Origin of the sequence: Pseudomonas sp. NPDC087804 (assembly GCF_044742965.1) — a bacterium.
Taxonomy (GTDB): domain Bacteria; phylum Pseudomonadota; class Gammaproteobacteria; order Pseudomonadales; family Pseudomonadaceae; genus Aquipseudomonas; species Aquipseudomonas rustica.
Genome location: NZ_JBIUVN010000001.1, coordinates 546,594 through 567,086, shown reverse-complemented (window position 1 = coordinate 567,086; position 20,493 = coordinate 546,594). Strand labels below are relative to the sequence as shown.

11 protein-coding genes are annotated in these 20,493 nt (G+C 61.0%); 4 read left to right on the top strand and 7 right to left on the bottom strand.

Annotated features, from left to right (window positions below):
• Positions 1-23: 23 nt before the first annotated feature.
• Both ACIOMO_RS02505 and ACIOMO_RS02500 read right to left on the bottom strand, forming a co-directional pair.
• A complete protein-coding gene (locus ACIOMO_RS02505) occupies positions 24-1,142 on the bottom strand; it encodes an aryl-sulfate sulfotransferase (RefSeq protein ID WP_159811801.1) in 1,119 nt (372 codons plus the stop codon).
• Between the two features lie 61 nt (positions 1,143-1,203).
• Positions 1,204-2,181, bottom strand: coding sequence for an ABC transporter substrate-binding protein (locus tag ACIOMO_RS02500; protein ID WP_401237841.1), 978 nt, complete (start codon positions 2,179-2,181; stop codon positions 1,204-1,206).
• 47 nt (positions 2,182-2,228) lie between these two features.
• On the opposite strand from ACIOMO_RS02500, the gene ACIOMO_RS02495 reads away from it, so the two are divergent.
• Positions 2,229-3,341, top strand: a complete 1,113-nt coding sequence (locus tag ACIOMO_RS02495; RefSeq protein ID WP_401237839.1) for a GlxA family transcriptional regulator — start codon at positions 2,229-2,231, stop codon at positions 3,339-3,341.
• Here ACIOMO_RS02495 and ACIOMO_RS02490 read toward each other — a convergent pair.
• Positions 3,330-4,676: an ATP-binding protein gene (locus ACIOMO_RS02490; protein ID WP_401237837.1), complete on the bottom strand. Its 1,347-nt coding sequence runs from the start codon at positions 4,674-4,676 to the stop codon at positions 3,330-3,332. The two genes, ACIOMO_RS02495 and ACIOMO_RS02490, sit on opposite strands and share 12 nt — an antisense overlap.
• On the bottom strand, positions 4,673-5,395 hold the full coding sequence (locus ACIOMO_RS02485) for a response regulator (RefSeq protein WP_282351685.1): 723 nt from the start codon (positions 5,393-5,395) through the stop codon (positions 4,673-4,675). Before ACIOMO_RS02485 ends, ACIOMO_RS02490 begins: the two co-directional genes overlap by 4 nt.
• Positions 5,396-5,542: 147 nt before the next feature.
• Here ACIOMO_RS02485 and ACIOMO_RS02480 point away from each other — a divergent pair, with 147 nt between their 5' ends.
• Complete coding sequence (locus ACIOMO_RS02480; RefSeq protein ID WP_282351683.1) at positions 5,543-5,857, top strand: hypothetical protein; 315 nt, start codon at positions 5,543-5,545, stop codon at positions 5,855-5,857.
• On the top strand, positions 5,857-6,519 hold the full coding sequence (locus tag ACIOMO_RS02475; RefSeq protein WP_400645536.1) for a DUF3313 domain-containing protein: 663 nt from the start codon (positions 5,857-5,859) through the stop codon (positions 6,517-6,519). Before ACIOMO_RS02480 ends, ACIOMO_RS02475 begins: the two co-directional genes overlap by 1 nt.
• 366 nt (positions 6,520-6,885) lie before the next feature.
• Here ACIOMO_RS02475 and ACIOMO_RS02470 read toward each other — a convergent pair whose 3' ends face one another.
• From ACIOMO_RS02470 to ACIOMO_RS02460, 3 genes are all read right to left on the bottom strand, one after another.
• Complete coding sequence (locus tag ACIOMO_RS02470) at positions 6,886-7,467, bottom strand: hypothetical protein (RefSeq protein WP_159811806.1); 582 nt, start codon at positions 7,465-7,467, stop codon at positions 6,886-6,888.
• 1 nt (position 7,468) lies between these two features.
• A complete protein-coding gene (locus ACIOMO_RS02465; RefSeq protein WP_401237834.1) occupies positions 7,469-8,239 on the bottom strand; it encodes a DUF2092 domain-containing protein in 771 nt (256 codons plus the stop codon).
• A gap of 146 nt (positions 8,240-8,385) precedes the next feature.
• A complete protein-coding gene (locus ACIOMO_RS02460) occupies positions 8,386-8,883 on the bottom strand; it encodes a hypothetical protein (protein ID WP_401237832.1) in 498 nt (165 codons plus the stop codon).
• A gap of 241 nt (positions 8,884-9,124) precedes the next feature.
• On the opposite strand from ACIOMO_RS02460, the gene ACIOMO_RS02455 reads away from it, so the two are divergent.
• Complete coding sequence (locus ACIOMO_RS02455; protein WP_401237830.1) at positions 9,125-20,470, top strand: VCBS domain-containing protein; 11,346 nt, start codon at positions 9,125-9,127, stop codon at positions 20,468-20,470.
• The last annotated feature ends 23 nt before the right edge of the window (positions 20,471-20,493 follow it).

Genomic DNA, 20,493 nt, shown 5'->3' with positions numbered 1-20,493 from the left:
TTGCGGTTGAGGTTTATGGGTTTTCAGTCACGCAGCCATGGCAGGTCTTCGCGTTGATAGCGGTGAGCGCGGAAGATCGCGTTGTTTTCCCCCGGCAGGTAGCGTCGCGAGGCGGCATCGGGGTACGTGGCGAAGTGTGGATTGACGTATTCCCAGACCACATCGCCGGCTGGCGTCACTTCAAACAACCGGCCGAAATTGGCCTCGGTGACCAGCGTGTTGCCGTTATGCAACCGCTGCGCGCCGCCCATGAACGGGGTGAAAAACGCATAGCCCGGGGTGTCGGCGTATTGCCATTCGATGCGCTGAGTCGACGGATTGATTTCGAGGATGCGCGAGTGCGGCATGCTCACGTGCGGGCGGAAGATGCCGTTGTCGAACACCAGCACGTTGCCGTTTTCCAGTTCGCTCGGGCAATGTTGCTGGGCGACCAAATCGTGGCCCAGACGCCACAACACCTCGCCGCTGCCACGTTGCACAGCGATCACCGAAGACACGCTGCGCAGGCTGAGAATCACCTTGCCGTCACGGCCCGGCGTCACCGCGTTGGTCATTGGCCAGTGATGCCGCTCGAAGGCTTCGTGCAGCGGATAGTCTTCGGGTTGCAGGTGTTCCCAGCTGCGCCATTCCCACACCGTGTTGCCTTGGCGATCGACTTCCTTGACCACGTCGGCATAAATCACCCCGCCCGGCGCCTCGCTGCCGGGAATGCCGCCGACCACGCGCTTCGCCAGTTCCGGCGGCAACGGCTCGGCGGTGGTGTAGAGCAGATGGCCGTTATCCAGCCATTGCGCATCGTGGTGATGAAGCAGATCGGTGTGCTGCCAGACCACTTCGCCGTCCGGGGTGACTTCGCTGAACGCGCCGCCGTGCCACACCGACCAGCCCGGAAACAGATCCGGCGAATCCGGGTGATTGCCGTTGTAGCCGAGGTTGCCGTTGCGCAAGATTACCGCGTCGCGACCGGGGCGTTGCGGGAGTTTCCAGCGGTGCACGACTTCGCCATCGAGGTCGATGAGGAACACATTGCCGTCCGCCGTTTGCGGTGCGAATAGCGTATAGCCGCCGGCGCTACGGGCGTGATCGACGGCGATGAGGCCGGTTTTGCGACGCTTGAGTGTGGTGGGATGCAGTTGAGGCATGACTTTTCTCCAGGCGAGTAAATCCCGGCCGCGAGCAACGCGGCACGGTCAGTTCAAAGGGTTATTGAGGGTTGGGCAGCAAGCGGTTAAAGCGGTCGTCGAAGATTTGCTCGACCTGCAGCGGTCGCGGAATCAAGCGCTCGGCGACGAACATGTCGGCCAGATGCTGCTGCGAATCGATGACGGTTTTTTCAATCGGCACATAACGCAGATCCTGATGTGCAAGCATCTCTTGCACCAGCGCGACCGGCAGGCGCGTGGTTTGCGCGAACACCTCAGCCCACGCTTGTGGATGCGCGGTGGCCCAGGCTTGAGCGCGGGCAAATCTGCCCAGCAGGTCACCGAGTTGCGCTGCCCGCTGCGGGTCGTTCAGGGTTTGCAGGCCGGCGACGGTGAAGTTCAAACCGGTTTCCGGCCAGCCGCTGCCGTCCAGCAACACTCGGGCGCCGCGAGACGTCGCTTGCCCCACAAACGGATACCACACCGCCCAGCCATCGAGTTTGCCGCTGGCGAAAGCGTTTTGCGCATCCACCGGGCTGACGTAAGCAATGTTCACATCACGCGGCGTCAGCCCGGCACGCTGCAGGGCCGCGAGTAAAAGGTAATGGCCGCTACTGCCTTTGGCCACGGCCACGCGTTGACCTTTAAGGTCGGCAACTTGCGTGACGGTGGAGCCTTCCGGCACCAGCAGTGCATTGTTGTTTTGCGCGCCACTGGCCACACCGACGATGCGCACATCGTAGCCGCCGGCCTGAGCGAATACCGGCGGCGCATTGCCGACCACACCGACGTCGATGGCCCCGGCACTCAGTGCTTCAAGCATCGTCGTGCCGGCCAGGAATGGATGCCACGACAGCGAATACGTGATGCCCTCGTCCTCGCCGGCGGCGTGCAGCAGCGCCTGAGTCAAACCGCTCTGGTCACCGACTTTCAGCCCCTCGTTCGCCGCCCAAAGCGGATGTGCGATCAACAACGCAGCGCAGCACAACAGCGCTTTCAGAGTGAGCGATGGCTTGGCAGCAGAAGGTTTTACCGGCATTGTCGTGATCTCATTTTTGCGTTGAATTCAGTATGTCGAGGCCCGCCGTGCCGCTCCATGCCAAACACCCCTCCTTTCCTGCCATCCCGGACATCGCGCCGCAGCCCGTGCGTACCGTGGTGGTGTTGGCGTTCGATGATTTGCTGTTGCTCAACGCCGCCGGACCACTGGAGGTGTTTGCGGCGATCCCGCGCGTGCTCGGCGGAGCGTTTATCGACAGCCCGCCCTACCGACTGTTGATCGCTTCGGCGCAGGGTGGTCAGGTGATGTCGATTTCGGGGATCAGCGTGAGTACGTGCTCGCTTGAGCAAATCGATCAAAAGGCGCCGCAGATCGATACGCTGATTGTCGCCGGCGGCCCGGGCATGGCGGCACTTGAGGCTGACGAGCGTGCTTGCGACTGGTTGCGGGTTCGCTCTGCAAACATCCGCCGGCTCTGCTCGATTGGCACCGGCACCTTTGCCCTCGCGGCTGCCGGATTGCTCGACGGGCGCCAAGTGGTGACGCACTGGAAATTCGCCGCTGAATTGCAGGCGCGTTATCCGGCGGTGCGCTGCCAGACCGACGCGCTGTACCTGCACGACGACAATCTGTGGACGTGTGGCGGCGCGACGGCGGGCATCGATTTGGCATTGGGGCTGGTTGAACAGGATTTGGGCGCGCAAGCGGCGCTGTCACTGGCGCGTTATTTCACGGTATTCCTCTGGCGCGGCGCGGCACAACCGCAGCTAAGCGCCTCACTCAACGCACAATCGAGTGCTTTGCGCACTGATCCGGACGTGCGTGTGGCGCGGCTGCACGCGTGGATTGCCGGGCACCTCAACGAAGATTTACGCGTGGAACGACTGGCCGAGCAATTCGGCATGAGTCCTCGGCACTTCGCCCGCGCCTATGTCGCCGCGACCGGGCAGACACCGGCGCAAGCGGTCGAACAATTGCGTCTTGAGGCGGCCTGCCGATTGTTGAAAACCAGCCATGAACCGATCAAGCGAATCGCCGAAACCGTCGGTTTTGGTCGCGAGGAACGCATGCGCCGCACCTTCCAGAAGCATCTCGCTACGAGCCCGAATGGCTATCGCAACCAGACCGACGCACCTGAGCCGTTAGATCGCCGGCAATCCTCCCGCGTCGGCATCGCGCTGGAGTGGTTAGCCCAATAGCGTCGGCGCGACGGCCAGCTCGACGCGCGCCACCAAACCTTTGCGGCGCTGATTGCGCAACGTCAGATCACCGCCCTGCTCCCGTATGATCGCTCGCGCCGCCGACAGTCCGAGGCCGACGCCACCGGTGCTGCGGTTGCGCGAAGTCTCCAGACGGAAGAACGGGTCGAAGACCTTTTCCAGCGCCTCTTCCGGAATGCCCGGCCCTTCGTCGCTGACCTCGATGCGAATCGCGTAATCATCACGGTTCAAAGTGATGCGCGGGTTGCGCGCGTACTTCACGGCGTTTTCCAGCAGATTGACGATCACCCGTTTGATGCCCAGCGGCCGGCCGTTGTAAACCAGATGCGCCGGGCCGTTGAAGTCGACCTCGATATGCTGGTCGCGGTAATCGTCGACGATGGTTTGCAGCAACTCGGACAGATCGAACGCCGTTGTCGCCTCGCGATGGGTGTCTTCGCGGAAGAACTCCAGCGCCGCGTTGATCATCGATTGCATCTCTTCGACATCGCGGATCAGTTTGCGCTGATGGTCGAGGTCTTCCATGAATTCGCTGCGCAGACGCATGCGTGTCAGCGGCGCGCGCAAGTCGTGGGAAATCGAAGCGAGCATGTGCGTGCGCTCGGCAATGAAATGCTGAATCTGCGCCTGCATGGTGTTGAAGGCGACGATGGCCTGGCGAATCTCGTGCGGCCCTTCGACCTTGATCGGCGGTGCGCGCAGGTCGGTGCCGAAACGTCGGGCGGCAATGGCGAAGCGTTGCAGGGGATTGGCCAATTGCCGAGTGGCGACCCAGGCGACGAGGAACGTTGCGATCAATCCCAGCGCGATGATGATCGCGATCCGCGTGCCGATTTCCAGGCCCCAACTCCTTTCAGGCGGGGTGAATGACAACCAGCTGCCATCGACCAATTGCACCAGCGCGGCGTAATGCGCCTGAGGATTGTCCCGCGTCCAGTCACCGGGGTTGAACGCTTCGATGTTTCGATCACCCCCCAACAACTGCTCCAGCACCGGCACCCGACTCGCTTCAACGCGGGCGCCGTCGTTGGGCAAACCAAAATCGGCGCGCTGCGCCTTCCACACCACTTGCAGCATGTCGCTGCTGGCGGCTTGCGCCAGTTGCGGGCGCAAGTCAGCGGGCGCGACCTCGATCAACCGCGAGGTGACGGCGATCTGCTCGAGCAGGCCGGTGCGTTCGATGGGCGGACGCGCCCAGATGCCGGCGACTTGAATAAACAAAGCATTCAACGCCACCGAAGCCAACATCGCCGCGACGATGGTCAGGGCAATGCGTCGCCGCAGCGTGTCGCCGCGCAGTAGCCGCCCGATCACGTGCGGCTGACCTTGGCAGTGAACATATAGCCGCCATTGCGCACCGTACGGATCAAATCCGGACGTTTGCAGTCCGGCTCGATCTTGCGGCGCAAACGGCTGACCTGCACATCGATACTGCGATCAAAGGCATCGTGACCCTGGCCGTGCGTAAGGTCGATCAACTGTTCGCGCGTGAGGATGCGCTGCGGGTGATCAAGGAACACCACCAGCAGATCGAACTCGCCGCCGGACAGCGGAATCATCACGTTTTCGGGTGAGCGCAATTCGCGGCAAGTGATGTCCAGATGCCAACCGGCAAAGGCAATCACCGGTCGCGACGGCTCAACCGGACTGGCCTGTTCACCGGCGCGGCGTTGCAATGCGCGGACACGAGCAAGCAATTCCTGCGGGGCGAACGGTTTGGTCAGGTAGTCATCGGCGCCCAGTTCGAGGCCGACAATGCGATCGCTCAACTCGGCCATGGCCGTGAGCATGATGATCGGAATGCCCATCTGCGCACGAACCTTCTGACACAAACTCAGGCCACCTTCGCCGGGCATCATCACGTCGAGAATGAGCGTGTCCGGGCGGCTTTGCGCAATCGCCGCCCACATGGCTTCACCGTTCTCCGCCACGTCCACGTCATAGCCGTGCTGGGTGAAGAACTTCTTCAACAGGGAGAGGATTTCCACGTCATCGTCGACGAACAGCAATTTGCTCACGGGTACAAAATCCATGGACCGAAAGCCGCCAATCTAAAGCCATTTGCCGCTGCGGGTCATTTATTTCAATCGAGCAACATTTCGTCCGGAGCGACATCAAGCGGACATCGTCCGGCAAAAACCCTCGGGCACCCTGTGCGCATTCCAATCCAAAGGGTTTGCATGATGGATTTCAACAGCGGCCATAACAGCAAAAGCCACACCGCCAATCGCCCATTGATTCTGAGCCAGCGTACCGGCGCGCTCGGGCACGATACGCCGATCGTTTTTCAGGAGTCATGCCTGGGGGTTTCCAACGATCAGACCCGGGTCGTCCTGCGTCGTTATTTCGAGCACTTCAGCCCGACCAATGCGCACTGGGTTGAGTACGTTCACAGCATTTCCACCGCGGACCTTATCGAGTGGGTCATGAGCCACGGTCATCTGCACATCGAGTGCTCGGACAACACCCCGTCTCACCAAAAGGAAGCACGTTGATGATGCGCATTCGCTCACTCTCGCTGGTCATGGCGACCACCCTGAGTCTGTCAGCCTGCAGCAATAACAAAGTTGAACCGAAAAGCGGATTTCTGCAGAGCTACAGCGTGCTGACGGAGCGCCACTCGCCTTCGGGTCAACCGGTGCTGAGCTGGGTCAGCCCGGCGTTGGCCAGAGCGCGCTATACCCAGGTCTACCTTGCGCCGAGCCAGTTTTACCCCAGCGCCGTCCCGACTGAACGGATACCCCTCAGCACGCTGGCCGGCGTCACCGATTACTACGACGCGGCGCTCAGGCTCGAATTGGGCAAGGTGCTGCATATCGTCAACAAACCCGGCCCGAACACGTTAATTGTCAGACCCGCCATCACCCGGGTGGCGACCAGCACCCAGGGTTTGCGCTTCTATGAATGGCTGCCGGTGACTCTGGTCGCCGCTGGCGTGAGCACGGCCACCGGGATCCGTGATCAGGACAGCGAGATCAGCACTGAAGTGTCGTTTGAGGATGGCTCGACCGGTGAAGTGGTTGCCGAAGTCGTGCGCAAAGGCACCGGGGTGCCGCTGGACAATGACAAGCAAATCCTCAAGGCCGATGACATCAAAGTGGTGCTCGATGGCTGGGCCAGTGATTTGAGCCAGTCCTATACCGCCCTCCATAAATAGCTTGCTCGCGAACGCATCCGGTCATTCAACATCGACGCTGAATGAACCGGCCCCTTCGCGAGCAAGCCCGCTCCCACAGTGGTTTTGCGGTAAACATCAAGTTTTTTGGTGTACTCAAAACCTGTGGGAGCGGGCTTGCTCGCGAAGAGTCCGCCATGGCCTGCCCAATTTGCATCGAGTAGTAGACGTTTTTGACCTCTGTAGGAGCTGCCGAAGGCTGCGATCTCTTGATCTTTAATAGCAAGATCAAAAGATCGCAGCCTTCGGCAGCTCCTACAGGGATTGAAGGGGCTTCTGCTAAAAAACCGTCGTTCCGGTTGATCGGGACGGCGGTTTTTTTGCGGGCACGCTTTGCTCTTGCAAGGGTTATGGCGCGTTGACCACCACGTAGGTCACGTCGCTGCCCTGATACTGCGGTTGATACCAGGTTGAGCCGCATTGCATGTAGGCGACGTTGTAACGGATGACCTGCGTACAACTGCTGGGCATTTGCGCAGGCGTCATTATGGAACCGACTACCGCTGCCGTCACCGCGACGGTGGCCGTCACGGCGGCGGCGGTTGCTATCGGGTGGTAATGGTCGTCGTAGCCGTAGCGACCATGGCCATCCACGTCGATGTCGACGTCACGGTGGTTATTGACGTTCACATTGCGTGTGCTGTTGTTGACGTAATTGCGATTGCCGACGTTGTTACCGGCATTGACCCGGTTGCCCGAGTTGACCCGATTACCCGCGTGCGCCCGATTGCCGGCGTTCACATTCGCCCGCTGCGGCGGGTTGATCCGTTGCGCGCGATGTACATTCGGCGCAGGGGCGCGGTTGACCGAGGCTCGCGCATGCCCTTGGGCGCGCATGGGTCTGGCGTCCGCTTCAGCGATCAGGCCGGCGGTCAGCAGCGCAGCGGTCGCCAGTGAGATGCACAAACTCCACGACATTGACTTGATCATGTCACTGCCCTCCCTGATCGCTGGCTTTCTTCATCGCGATCGCCACGTCGCCCTTGGCCGGTTTGAAGGTGAAGATCGAATCTGCAATCGTCGGTTTGAGATTCCAGTGGTACACGGCACTGTATTCAGGCGAGCTTTTTTCGTCGGTGGTGGTAATCACCAGTTTGCACGGCAACGGCTTCTCGGAGCGGGTGATCCACAGTTGCCAGTCAATGCCCTCCTGCCGAAACGCCAGGTGATCGCACAGTTGCCCCTTAATCGTCGACGGCCCGACGTACAACGCCGCTTTCAGCGCATCAATCTGCGACTGGTCGCTGCCGAACAAAAACAGATCTTCCATCGGCACTTGCACGCCGTAGTGATCCTCGATCATGTGCAGCGCCTCGGCGACCTTCGGCGGCGCATCGACGGTGGTGTAGTACTTGAGGTACGGCGAATACTGAGTGAGTTTTTTGCCGTTGTAGAAAAACTCGCGAGTGCGCACGTCGCCTTCGGTTTTGGCGTACATGCGGTCATGGCCGACGACCTTCAGGGTATTGGACGACTCGGTTTTGATTTTCTGCCCGGACTCCAGAACGGTGTCCCGCGACACATCGGCATCGACCTGAAACTTCGGCAGGCTGCGCAGGTAATTGCCCATGTCGATGAGTTTGTCGACCACCTGCGGGTTGACCGGCGGGCTGTCGTCGGTTGCCGGCGGATCGTCGGCATGCACCACGGGGCTGAGGATCAGGCTGAAGAACAGGCACAAAACAGGTGTTCCGGCTTTCATGGATCCCACTCCTGGCCCGGTCGGGCCGTCGCTCCCGGTAAATTGCGACGCTGCGATTGAGGGTTTTCGCCAAGGTTCGCGCGCCGGAAAGTTCAGCCTAGACCGCTGTCTTGCAGTGCGCCAATGGCCCGCCCTGCTCAAGCGCCTTAGCCGGGCGTCTGAATGCCGGCCAGTTTGAAGAATTCAAGTTGAGTCAGTTGAACCTGTTGCGAGAGCTCCTGGAGTTTTGCGTGCGCAGTGTTAATTTTTGTCAGCAACATCAACCCGTTGAAATTACCCTTCTTCTGGATGTAGCGCTTTACCCACAGATAGTAGACCGCCTCAGTCTCGTAGTAGCGCGCCAACGCCTGAGAAAAGCCGTTGGCGTGGGCACTGTGGGGCAGGTTATAGACCTCTGCCGTGGCCTCCCGCGCGGCTTCACTCAAGCGTTGCATCGTCCGGTACTTCAACGAGTAGTAATCGAAGGTAAATTCCCCGCTTTCGACCCTTTGTTGAACCTCATTAACCTTGTCCCGGTGCGCAAGGTATTGCGGCATGACGCGCTCGTTGTAATCGAAATCCTGATCGCCGTGGCAACCCGCCACTATCACCAAAACCAAAGCAACCAGTAGTCGAGTCGTCTTCAAAACCATTTCCTGCAGCATTCCATCTTCACGTTCACTCCTGTAAGGCCCTGCTGTTGATACCCGGAATTTCTCCGAATGGCTTTGTTGCCCGCGCCCGACCCTACACACCCGCCAACGACTTGGCCAACCCAATCCGCTTCTGCATGGGCTACAGTCTCAACAAACTGGAAAATCACAAGAAAGCCCCTACGCTGAATCTGTTCGTAAAGGACTTGATACGGACGAAATTTCTGACCACGCAGTTAGAGGTATGGAAACGATGCAAGAGTCTCCTCGTTCGCAGTTTGGCTCCCATTTGCGCCCACAACGTCAGGCCCTTGCGCTGGAGCCAAGGATTCTCTTTGACGGCGCCGCCGCGTCTGCCGCTGTCGACCAGCATCACAGCGACCCTGCTGCGCCGCCGGCAGCGGTCGATGCACAAGTCCCGCATGCCACGCCCACCGAAGCCCGCGCCACGCCAGAACAGGCGCCTTCTGCCGCGCGCAGTCTGTTGGTGATCGACAGTCGAATCGAAAACCGCGACCAACTGCTGGCGCAATTGCCCGGCAATGTCACCGCCATCGTAGTCAACGTCGGTGAAGATGGCCTGGCGGCGATCTCGGCGGCATTGGCACAATTGGGCAAGGTCGATTCGATTCAGGTGATGTCCCACGGCGCATCCGGCCAGTTCACCCTCGGCAATCGCACCATTACCTCGGACAACGTCGACTCCCTCAGCAAAACCCTCGAACAATGGCGCAGCAACCTGACGCAGGGTGCGGACATTCAACTGTACGGCTGCGACGTCGGCGCTGGGGCTGCCGGGCAAACGCTGGTCACCGAACTGGCGCGCTGGACAGGTGCCGATGTCGGCGCCTCCAGCAATGACACCGGCAGTGCCAAGGCTGGCGGCGACTGGACGCTGGAAACCAAAGTCGGCGACATCGACAAAAGCATCGCCATCAGCGGCCTGGCCATGAGCCACTTCGATGGCTTGCTGGCCGACGCTGCGCCCACTGCGACCGTCACCACCGCCGGCACCGATGTACTGATCGGCGAGCGGTTTACCTTTACCGTGAATTTCAGCAATACCTCGGGCCAAACCGGTTTCGCGCCCTTCATCAACCTGGCCATGCCGGCCACCGGCAAGGACGGCGATGACGGCGTCAACTTCATTTCCGCCACGTTCCTTGGTCAGAACCTGACCGCCCAAGTGTTGACGTTTGACGCCAATGGCAACGCGACCCACCCGCTGGCAAAAGACGCCAGCGGCAACTTTCTGATCATCAATGCCGCCAGCTACGGCATGCGCGCCGGCGACAAACTGGTGGTGATCGAACTGCCGTTTGCCAGTGTTACCAACCAGCAACCGCTGATCAGCGTGCAGGTCACCGCCAGCCTGAGCAATCTGGCTGACACCTCGTTTTCCAACGGCACGCCTGACCTGACTTTACGCGCGAGCGGTGGCTTCGAGTTCGGTAACGATGCGCTGGACAATCCGACCAACGACCCAAGCCTGATTCAAGCCGGTACCGCAGCGTTTGTCGTGCATCCGACCGTCATCACCGTCAGCGAAATCATCAATGCTCCCGAAGGCGAAACGGTCAGCGGCCCCAACTACGCGCGCACGCTGACGCTGTCGGCCACACCCGCGCCGGGGCAGACCCTGACCAATGTGGTCATCACCCAACCGCTGCCGGACAACATTCAGGTCAATTCGATTACCCCGGGGGCCGGTGGCCGTCTCGCGTCGATCACCCTGCACGACGGCACCGTGGTCAGCAATCCTGCGCAAATTGCCGTGTTGCTGGCCGCCAATGACGTGTACATCAATTCGTTCACCGTCGAGTACGCCACCCTCACCGGCAAGACCGACACCGTGGTCGCGTTTTACGTGCCAGAAGTCGATGCCAATGGTCAGCCAGTGATCAACCCGGTCACCGGTGATGCTGTGACGATCACCATGGGCCCTCCGACCGCGTCCGGGCAATGGACGCCGCTTGATCCGCGTGACGTGACCGCACCGAACACCACCATTGATTTCAGCGGCACCGGCCTGGGCACACAGTTTGTGGCCAAGTCGATCACGCTGCTGAAAACCGTGTCGATGCAAACCGATATCGGTCACGTCGGCATCAGCCCCGGCGACACGCTGCAATACAGCCTCAATGTGGCGATTTCCGACTACTTCGCCTTCGGCAAGGACTTCTTCAACGAAGGGCAATTGGTGGTGCGCGATCAACTCAGCGACGGCCAGACCCTGAGCGGCACGCCGACCGTCACCGTGACCATCAATGGCGTTGCGCAAACCATTAACCTGGTGACCACGCCAGTGGCCAACGCTGACGGCAGCACCTCGATCGTGTTCGACATCGGCCAGTCGCTGCGTAATTCATCGAATAATATTCGCGGCTGGCTCAACGGCGATCTGGCCTTCGACGACACGCTGCAAGGCGCCGTGCTCGCGGTGTTGAGCTATTCGGCCGTGGTCGGTCAGACCTACAAGCCACCGTCGGGCAACCCGCAACCGGACATCAATGAAGGCGATGAGCTGGGCAACACGGCCACCGTCGATGGCACGTTGCTGGTGGATCAGTTCAACCTGACCGGTCAGAGCGAAACCGACGGTTCCTCGACCACCAGCGTGATTCCGACCAGTACCGTCGACATCAGTCTGGTCGAGGTCAATAACGGCACACCACCCGGCAACGGCGAACTGCGTCCGGGCGATGAAGTGACGTTCGAGCTGAGCTATGACCTGGTCACCGGTGACTACGAGCAATTCAAACTCACCGCGTATCTGCCATTGCCGCTGTTCAACGTAAACGGCGTGACCTGGGGCAGCGGCAGCGATGTCGGCCAGTGGCAACTGGGCCCGGGCAATACCAATGCCGGCGGCGTCGTCAGCGTGACCAGCGCCAATGGCAATTCCGTGGTGTTCGACTTCGGCAGTTTTGCCACCAACACCACCACCGGCAGTCGCATCGTCATTCGCTTTACCGTGCGCGTCGGCGATCAACCATTTGCCGACCAGCGCTCGCTGGATGTGCTGGCGCAATCGACCCAGCAAACCACCCTCACCGATCGCACGTTGATTTCCTCGGACGTGGTGGCGATCGTCTCCGTCGCAGAGCCAGTGTTGAACATCAAACACGGCGTGGTTTCAGGCACCAACGGCACCGTCACCGGCACCACCGGCAGCTGGAATCCACCGGGCAGCACCGGCGTACCGTTCAATGGCAGCGTCACCGATCTGAGCGCCGTGGATGGCAACATCAGCAACATTGACGGCGCTGATCGCCTGCGCCTGGTCACCGCGATTGAAAACACCGGTGGCGGCGGCGCGTTCGATGTCGGCACCAGCATCACCCTGCCCACGGGGCTGAGTTTTGTTGGCGGCAGTCTGGCCGCGGCCAATCTGCAGATTTATCGCGGTGACGGCACCCTGTTGGTACTCGGCACCGATTACAGCGTCAGTGGCAACCAGATTACCTTCCTCGATGCCGGCGGACAGGCGACTTTGCTCGCCGGACGCGCCGGCACCGCCGCTGACACCAGCGGCGCCAACGTCGTGGTGATCAGTTATGACGTGGTGGTCAGCAGCACCATCGAAGCCAATCGCACCCTGCAATCGAGTGCGACCCTGAACAACTACGCGAGCGTCAACAATGGCACCGATTTCACCCCGACCGATCTGACCGATCTGGCCAACCAGCAAATCGCCGCGCCGGTGATCAGAAAAGGCTTCGCCGACGGCTCGCTGGATAACGGCGATTCCAGCGCCACACACACCACCGGCAGCGATCTGGTGGTCGGCGAAAGCATGCGTTACGACATCGTCATCAGCCTGCCCGAAGGCACTACGCAGAACCTGCGCATTCAGGATCTGATTCCACCGGGCATGCGTCTGGACACCAGCTTCAACGGCGGCCTCGGTTATCAGATCATCACCACCCGCGCCGGCAGCGGCGCACTTGGAGCCGATTTCGCCGGTAGCGTGTTGATCAGCGGTTTCGCCGGTGTCGGCGGCGCATTGGGCGCTGACGGCGTCGATGCGCGCTGGACCTTCAGCGTGTCCAGCGTTTCGGCCGACAACGTGACTGGCAACAACACCTTCGTGATTCGCCTGCAACTGGTGGCCAATAACGTCATCGCCAACCAAGCCAACGTCTCCCTGCAAAACAATGCGCAACTGACCTACAGCGACCCTGATGGCAGCACGCCGAATGGCACGGTCGCGCAGGATCGTAACGTCGCGCTCACTGGTGGCCAGCCCACTGTGACCGTGCGCGAACCAACGCTGCAGATCAACCAGGTGATCACCTCGACCTCTGGCCTCGGTGGTTACGATCAGGGCGATACGGTGACGTTCACCATTACCATCAGCAATGGGAATGGCAGCAACGATTTCACCGCGTTCGATATCAGTTTCCTCGACAACCTGCCGACCCAATTGAGTAACGTGACGCTGGTGGGCGTGTTGTATCAGAACGGTGCCACCAACAACGGCGGCGTCGATTTCCAGATCATCAATGGCCAGTTGGTGACCGCCAACGGCGCCAATATCGACATCGCCAAGGGTGGCAGCATCGTCTTGCGCCTGTCGGGCGTCGTCAACGCCAGCGCTGCCGCGCAATCGAATGTCGCCAACGTCGCCAGCGTGCAGTGGACCAGCCTTGATGGCACCAATGCCGGTGAGCGCACCGGTGTCGACGGCACACTTAATGGCGGCACACTCAACGATTACCGCAACCTCTCGACATTGATTATCCCTGTGGCCCAGGCCATCGAGATTTCCCGGGTCGGCGGTCTGCCGGACACCGCCGCGCCCTCGCCGACCACGGCAATTGTCGAGCAAGTGACGGTCGGCGAAGTCATCCGCTACCGTGTCGTGATGGTCGTGCCCGAGGGTGACAACCCCAATTACCAGATACAGATCACCCTGGCCAACGGCTTGCAATTCATCTCCCCTGACGCCTTGGTCAATGCGCTGCGCATCGCCTTTATTTCCAACGGTGGACTCAGCAGTGATGCCAACCTGATCGTCGGGGGCACGCTGAATATCGATGGCAACGAAAACAGCCCGGAAGCCCTGCCGATTACCGCCAACCTTTCAGGTGCCGCCCCGCAAGGCGTGTTCGACCCGAGCCGCGTGACCGTGATCACCAATCCCGACGGCAGCCAGGTGGTGACGTTCAATCTGGGCAACGTGGTCAACGCCGGCGACGATGACGATCTGGAAGGTGTTTCCATTGAGTTCAACGTCAGGGTCACCAACATTGCCAGCAACGTTGCCGGCGTTCAGTTGGGTGCAACAGCCCGGGAAATAGTCAACGGCGGCGGACGGGCCGTCAGCGATACGGTGCTGGAGCGGATCGTCGAGCCAAGCTTCAGCGGCCTCGACAAACAGATCGTTGCGTTCGATCCCAATCCAACCGGCACCACCGGCAACGCCACGGTGCAACTGAGTTTCACCCAGAACGGCGGCCTGCCGGCCTTCGACGCGCAAGTCAGCGACAGCTTTGCCGGCGGCAGCAACTACACGCTGGTCAGTATCAGCATTAACGGCGTGACCTACGGCCCGGGCAACCTGCCGGCCGGTGTGAGCTTCAGTACCAGCGGCGGTTTGAGCGTGAATTTCGACCAACTCGACGTCGGCGCGCAGATTCAAGTGCGCTATCAGGTCACCCTGCCCAACTCGACCATCGTCGCCAGCAGCAACGCAACACTGACCTGGAGCAGCCTGCCGGAAGATTTCACCAGTTGGGGCGGCAACAGCGTCGGCGTTGACGGCACCACCACTGGCGAACGTGACGGCAGCGCCGTTGGTCCGAACCAATACATCTTGCGTGACAACGCCGGGCTCGGCGTGATCAGCGGCACGTTGTGGAACGACACCGCCAGCCCGACCGCCAGCGCCACACCGGACGGCGCAGGCCTCGCCGGACAAACCGTGACCCTGACGTGGGCCGGTGCCGACGGCAATCTGGCGACCACTGCCGACAACCTGATTTTCTCCACCCTCACCGATGCCAACGGTCAGTACCGTTTCGGCGTGCTGCCGCTGGGCGTGTTCCGCATTGATGTGCCGGCCGGCCTGGTCAGCTATCCGCAACCGATCGGTGATTTGCGCGTGCGTGTCGACAGTGATGCCGGCACTCTTGGTCAGATCACCATCAGCCTCGGCGATGCTGCCGCGCAAAGCGCCAACGCCGGTTATGTCGAACAGAACGACGCGCCGGTCAACACCCTGCCCGGCACGCAAAACGGTCAGGAAGATATCGTGCTGGCGATCGGCGGCATCAGCGTTGCCGACGTCGACGCCAACCGCGATCCGAACGTCAACGACCGTGCGATCAGTGTGATCCTGCAAGTGACGCAGGGCACGCTGTTCCTCGGTGCAACCGTGCCGGGCGTGACCGTCACTGGCGCCAACACCGCTACCTTGACCCTGACCGGCAACCTCGCCGACATCAACACCGCGCTGGCCGGTTTGCGTTATCTGGGCAACGCCAACTTCAACGGCATCGACACCCTGACCGTGATCAGCAATGACCGTGGTAATTACGGCGATGCGGATGGCGACGGTATTCCCGGTACGGCAGCGGATGCACTGACCGACACCGACACTCTGCAAATCGTCCTCGCTGCGGTCAACGACAACCCGGTCGGCGTCAACGACAGCGCCACAGCCGTCGAGGCCGGCGGCACCAATAACGCCTCGGCCGGCGTCGACCCGCGCGGCAATGTGCTGGACAACGACACCGATGTCGACATCGCCACCAACGCCGATTCGCTGCAGGTAGTGTCGGTTGGCCCCGGCGCCGGGATCCCGATACCGAGCAACGGCGTGGTGGTCGTCAACGGTCTGTACGGCCAATTGCTCATCGGTAGCAATGGTTCCTACGAGTATGTCGTCGATAACAACAATGCCACCGTGCAGGCGTTGCGGCTGTCCGGCCAGACCCTGCAAGACACCTTCAATTACGTGCTTGCCGACCTTGCCGGGGCGACGTCAACCGCCGTGTTGACCGTAACCATTCAGGGCGCCAACGACACGCCGCTGGGCATCAATGACGACGGCGTGGCGGTTGAGGCTGGTGGCATCAACAACGGCACCCCCGGCAGCCCTGCCGCCGGCAACGTGTTGACCAACGATCAGGACGTCGACAGCGTGGCCAATGGCGAAACCCGCACCGTGACGGGTATCCGTGCGGCGGCCGAAGCGGGCTCGGGTGATTTCACGGCGGTCAGCGGGCCGACCAATATCATCGGCGCGTACGGCACGTTGACCATCAACCCCGATGGCACTTACACCTACGTGATCAACAACGCCAACACCACGGTGCAGCGCCTGAGTGCCGGCGAACAACTGATCGAATTCTTTAGCTACCGCCTCACCGACACCGGTGGTCTGGACGATGTCGCGCAACTGCGCATCACGATTCAGGGTGCTAATGACAATCCGGTGGCCAGCGATGATGCTGCTGAAGCGCAAGCCGCCTCAACCAACGGCAACGCGGTAGAAAGCGACCCGAGCGGCAACGTCATTCTCTTTCCAAGCCGCCCCGGCAGCATTGATCAACCCGGCGGCAACGGCGTCGATCAGGACGTCGATGACAACGATCGGCCCAGCAGTCAGTTGGTGGTCAATGGTGTCATCAATAAACCAGAAGCCAGCTACAACCCGGCCGTCGATGTACTGAGCGGCGTCGCTACCGGCACCACCTCGGGCAACGGCACAGTCGTGGCAGGACTTTACGGTACGTTGCGCATAGGCGCCGACGGCTCGTACTTCTACGATGTTGACAGCACCAACGCCGACGTACAGGCATTGGCCACCGGCCAGACCCTGACCGAAGTATTCACTTACCGCATCACCGACACCACCGGCCTGACTGACACCGCACAACTGGTGATCACCGTGCGCGGCGTCAACGATCCACCGGTAGCGCAGAACGTGGTGAGCATCGCCACCGAAGCCGGTGGCATCAACAACCTCACGCCGGGCGTCAATCCGGCGGGCGATGCAACGGTCAACGACTTCGATCCGGACGGCGATCCGCTGACCGTCACGCTGATCAAGGCAGGTCCGGAAGGCAGTGCTGGCACGCCGGTCGCAGTCAATCTCGGCGGCACTGTCGTTGCCGGGATCTACGGCACACTGACCATTTTCCCCGACGGCAGTTATGTCTACGAAGTCGACAACAACAACGCCGACGTGCAGGCCCTGCGCCGTGGCAGCGATCTACTGCTGGAGCGCTTCACCTACACCATCAGCGATGGCGTTGGCGCGCCCCCGGAAACCGACTCGGCGGAAATCATCGTGTTGATCCGTGGGCAAAACGACAACCCGGTAGCGAACGATGAAAGCGGTCTGGCTATCGAGGCCGGTGGCGTCAACAACTCGCTTCCAGGCCAGGATCCGGTCGGCAACGTGCTGGACAACGACACCGACGTTGACGGCGGCGAAGTGCCTGGCGATCTGCCCAACCATGACTATGACGAAACCAAAGCGGTCGCCTCGGTGCGCACCGGCAGCGAACTCGACACCGGCACCGCCGGCGCCTTGGGCACCGAACTGCGCGGCACTTATGGCTGGCTGACCCTGAATGCCGACGGCAGCTACAGCTATCGCCTCGACAACAACATGGCTGAAGTCCAGGCCTTGCGGGCTGGCAACAGCCTCCTCGACTCGTTCAGCTACGAGGTCGTCGACAGGACAGGCGCCACTGATCGCGCCACGCTGAATATCAATATTCAGGGGCGCAACGACGCGCCGGTGGCGCAGAACGATAGCGCCACGGCCGTCGAAGCCGGAGGATTGAACAACGCCACGCCGGGCGTCAACCCGACCGGCAACGTATTGACCAACGACACCGATGTGGATGGCAACGGTGAAGTCATCAGCGTGGTCGGCTTCAATCAAGGCAGCTCGGTGGGCCTGGTCGGCAGTGCCTTGAATGGCACCTACGGCAGGCTGACCCTGAATGCCGACGGCAGTTACAGCTATCTGGTCGACAACTTCAATCCACAGGTTCAGGCACTGCGCAGTAATGCCGACACCCTCAGCGAAACGTTCACCTACCAGATCCGCGACCTCGCCGGCGCTACCAGCACCGCGTCGCTGACCATCACCATTCGCGGTGCCAACGATAACCCGCTGGCGACGGATGACAGCACGGTTTCGGTCGAGGCCGGTGGCACGTTCAATGGCACGCCGGGGGTGAATCCAACCGGCAATGTGCTGATCAATGACAACGATGTCGATGCCAACGACGCGATGCTGGTCACTGGCATTCGCAGTGGTACCGAAGCGGCGGGCGGGACGTTCACCACCATTGGCGTCACGCAATCGTTCGCCGGTCTGTACGGCACCCTGACCATCAACGCCAACGGCACTTACAGCTACGTGCTCGACAACAATCTGGCGGCGGTTCAAGCATTGAAGGCTGGCGATTCGCTGGTGGAAACCTTCACTTACCGCATGCGCGACATCGCCGGTGCCACCGATACCGCGCAACTGAGCATTCGTATCGACGGCGCATGGGATGCCCCGGTCGCGGCAGACGATCTGGCTGTCGCCGTGGCCGATAACGGCAATGACAACGGGGTCAATCCGAGCGGCAACGTGCTGCCCAACGACACCGATGTCGATCAGGGTGACAGCAAAACCGTCACCGGTATCCGCTTCGGTGCTGAAGGGGCCAACGGCACCCTGACCGACGTCAATGCCGAGACCGACAACAGCAACGGCACGTTGATCAACGGCCTCTACGGTCAGTTGATCATCGGCGCTGACGGCAGCTACACCTACAACCTCGACTCCAGTAACCCGACCGTTCTGGCGCTGGGGCCACTGCAATTTCTCAACGAGCGTTTCACCTACCAGGTCACCGACAGCGGTGGGCAGAATGATCTGGCGGAAATCCACATCATCATTCGCGGACGCAACTCGGCACCGGTGGCCAATGGCGACACAGCGACGGCGGTCGAGGCTGGCGGGGTCAATAACGGCCAAGCGGGGGTCAACCCGAGCGGCAACGTCCTCAACAACGACACCGATGCTGAAAGCGATCCGCTGACGGTGATCGGCATCCATACCGGCACCACCAGCGATATCGGCACGGTCGGCACCGTGGGCACAACCTTGCAAGGACAGTACGGCACTCTGTTGCTCAACGCCGATGGCGGCTACACCTATACCGTCAATAACAGCCTCGCCGCCGTGCAAGCCTTGCGTCAAAGTGGCCAGACCCTGTCGGAAGTGTTCACTTACACCATCGTCGACAAGTGGGGTGACACCAGCACCGCCGAATTGCGCGTGACGGTGGATGGCCGCAACGACACGCCGACCGCCGTCAATGATGGATCCGTGGCCGTCGAAGCTGGCGGCGTCAACAACGGTACTCCGGGCAGCAACGCCACCGGCAACGTGCTCGACAACGACAGCGATGTCGACAGCGTCGCCAATGGCGAAAGCAAACACGTCTTGAGCGTCAGCAATCAGGCCGGTCAGTCGGCAGGCGCCGGGCAGGTATTGATGGGCCTTTATGGGCAACTGACGATCAATGCTGATGGCAGCTACACCTACGTCATCGACAATAACAACCCGGTTGTTCAAGCCTTGCGCACGGCCGGTGAAACCCTCAGCGAAACCTTCACCTACCGCATGGTCGACACCGCCGGTGCAACTGCCGACGCGCGTTTGACCGTGGTCATTCAGGGTGCCAACGATGCGCCGATTGCACGCAACGACAGCGGCTTCGCCAGCGATCAGATCGCCGGGCCACAAACCACTGGCAACGTGCTGCCCAACGATGGTGACATCGATGCCAATGACAGCCTGGTCGTGGTTGGCGTACGCACCGGCGCCGAAGCGGGTTCAGGCGCGGACGGTGTGATCGGTCAACCGATCAAAGGCCTCTACGGCACGCTCGTACTCAACGCCAACGGCAGCTACACCTACACCATCGATCAGAGCAACCCGGACGTGCTCGCCGCAGCCGGACTCGGCCGGGTACTGCGTGACGTGTTCACCTACACCATCAATGACCGCGCCGGTGCCAGCGATCAGGCCGAACTGGTGATCACCCTCGACATCGCCACGCCGTTCATTCCGGCACCGGATGGCGGCAACCGTTTCAGTCGCGACAGTGATCTGGATTCCAGCGATTTCCTGATCCCCGATCCGCAACCAGCAATCTTCATCACCCCGGTGGTCGAGCGTTACGCCGAGGTCAACGAGCTGACCAGCTACGGTGTCGATGGCAGCAATTTGCGTCTGGCCTCGGTGGGGGAATTCGAGGTTGATTCGTTGGGTAACGGCTTGGGTCTGGTGCCGGGGCAATTCGTGGCGCAAGCGGTGCGCGAAAGTCGCCGCGCCAGCGAGTTCGACCAGCTCTGGGTGCAAGGCCGGCAGGGTCGCACTAATTTGAGCGCCGACGGTTTGCTCAGTGATCCATCGTTGTTTGCGCTCGATCCGGCAAACATGACGAAACATCCGATCAACGCGGAAAAACCGCAAGAAACGCGTCACAGCAAAGGCTTCTCGGCGCAGTTGCGACACGCGGCCCAGCGCTTGCATACCAGCAATCCCAGCGGTAACAGCAGCAGATCCGAATAAATTCCAAGAATGCAAAGGAATGA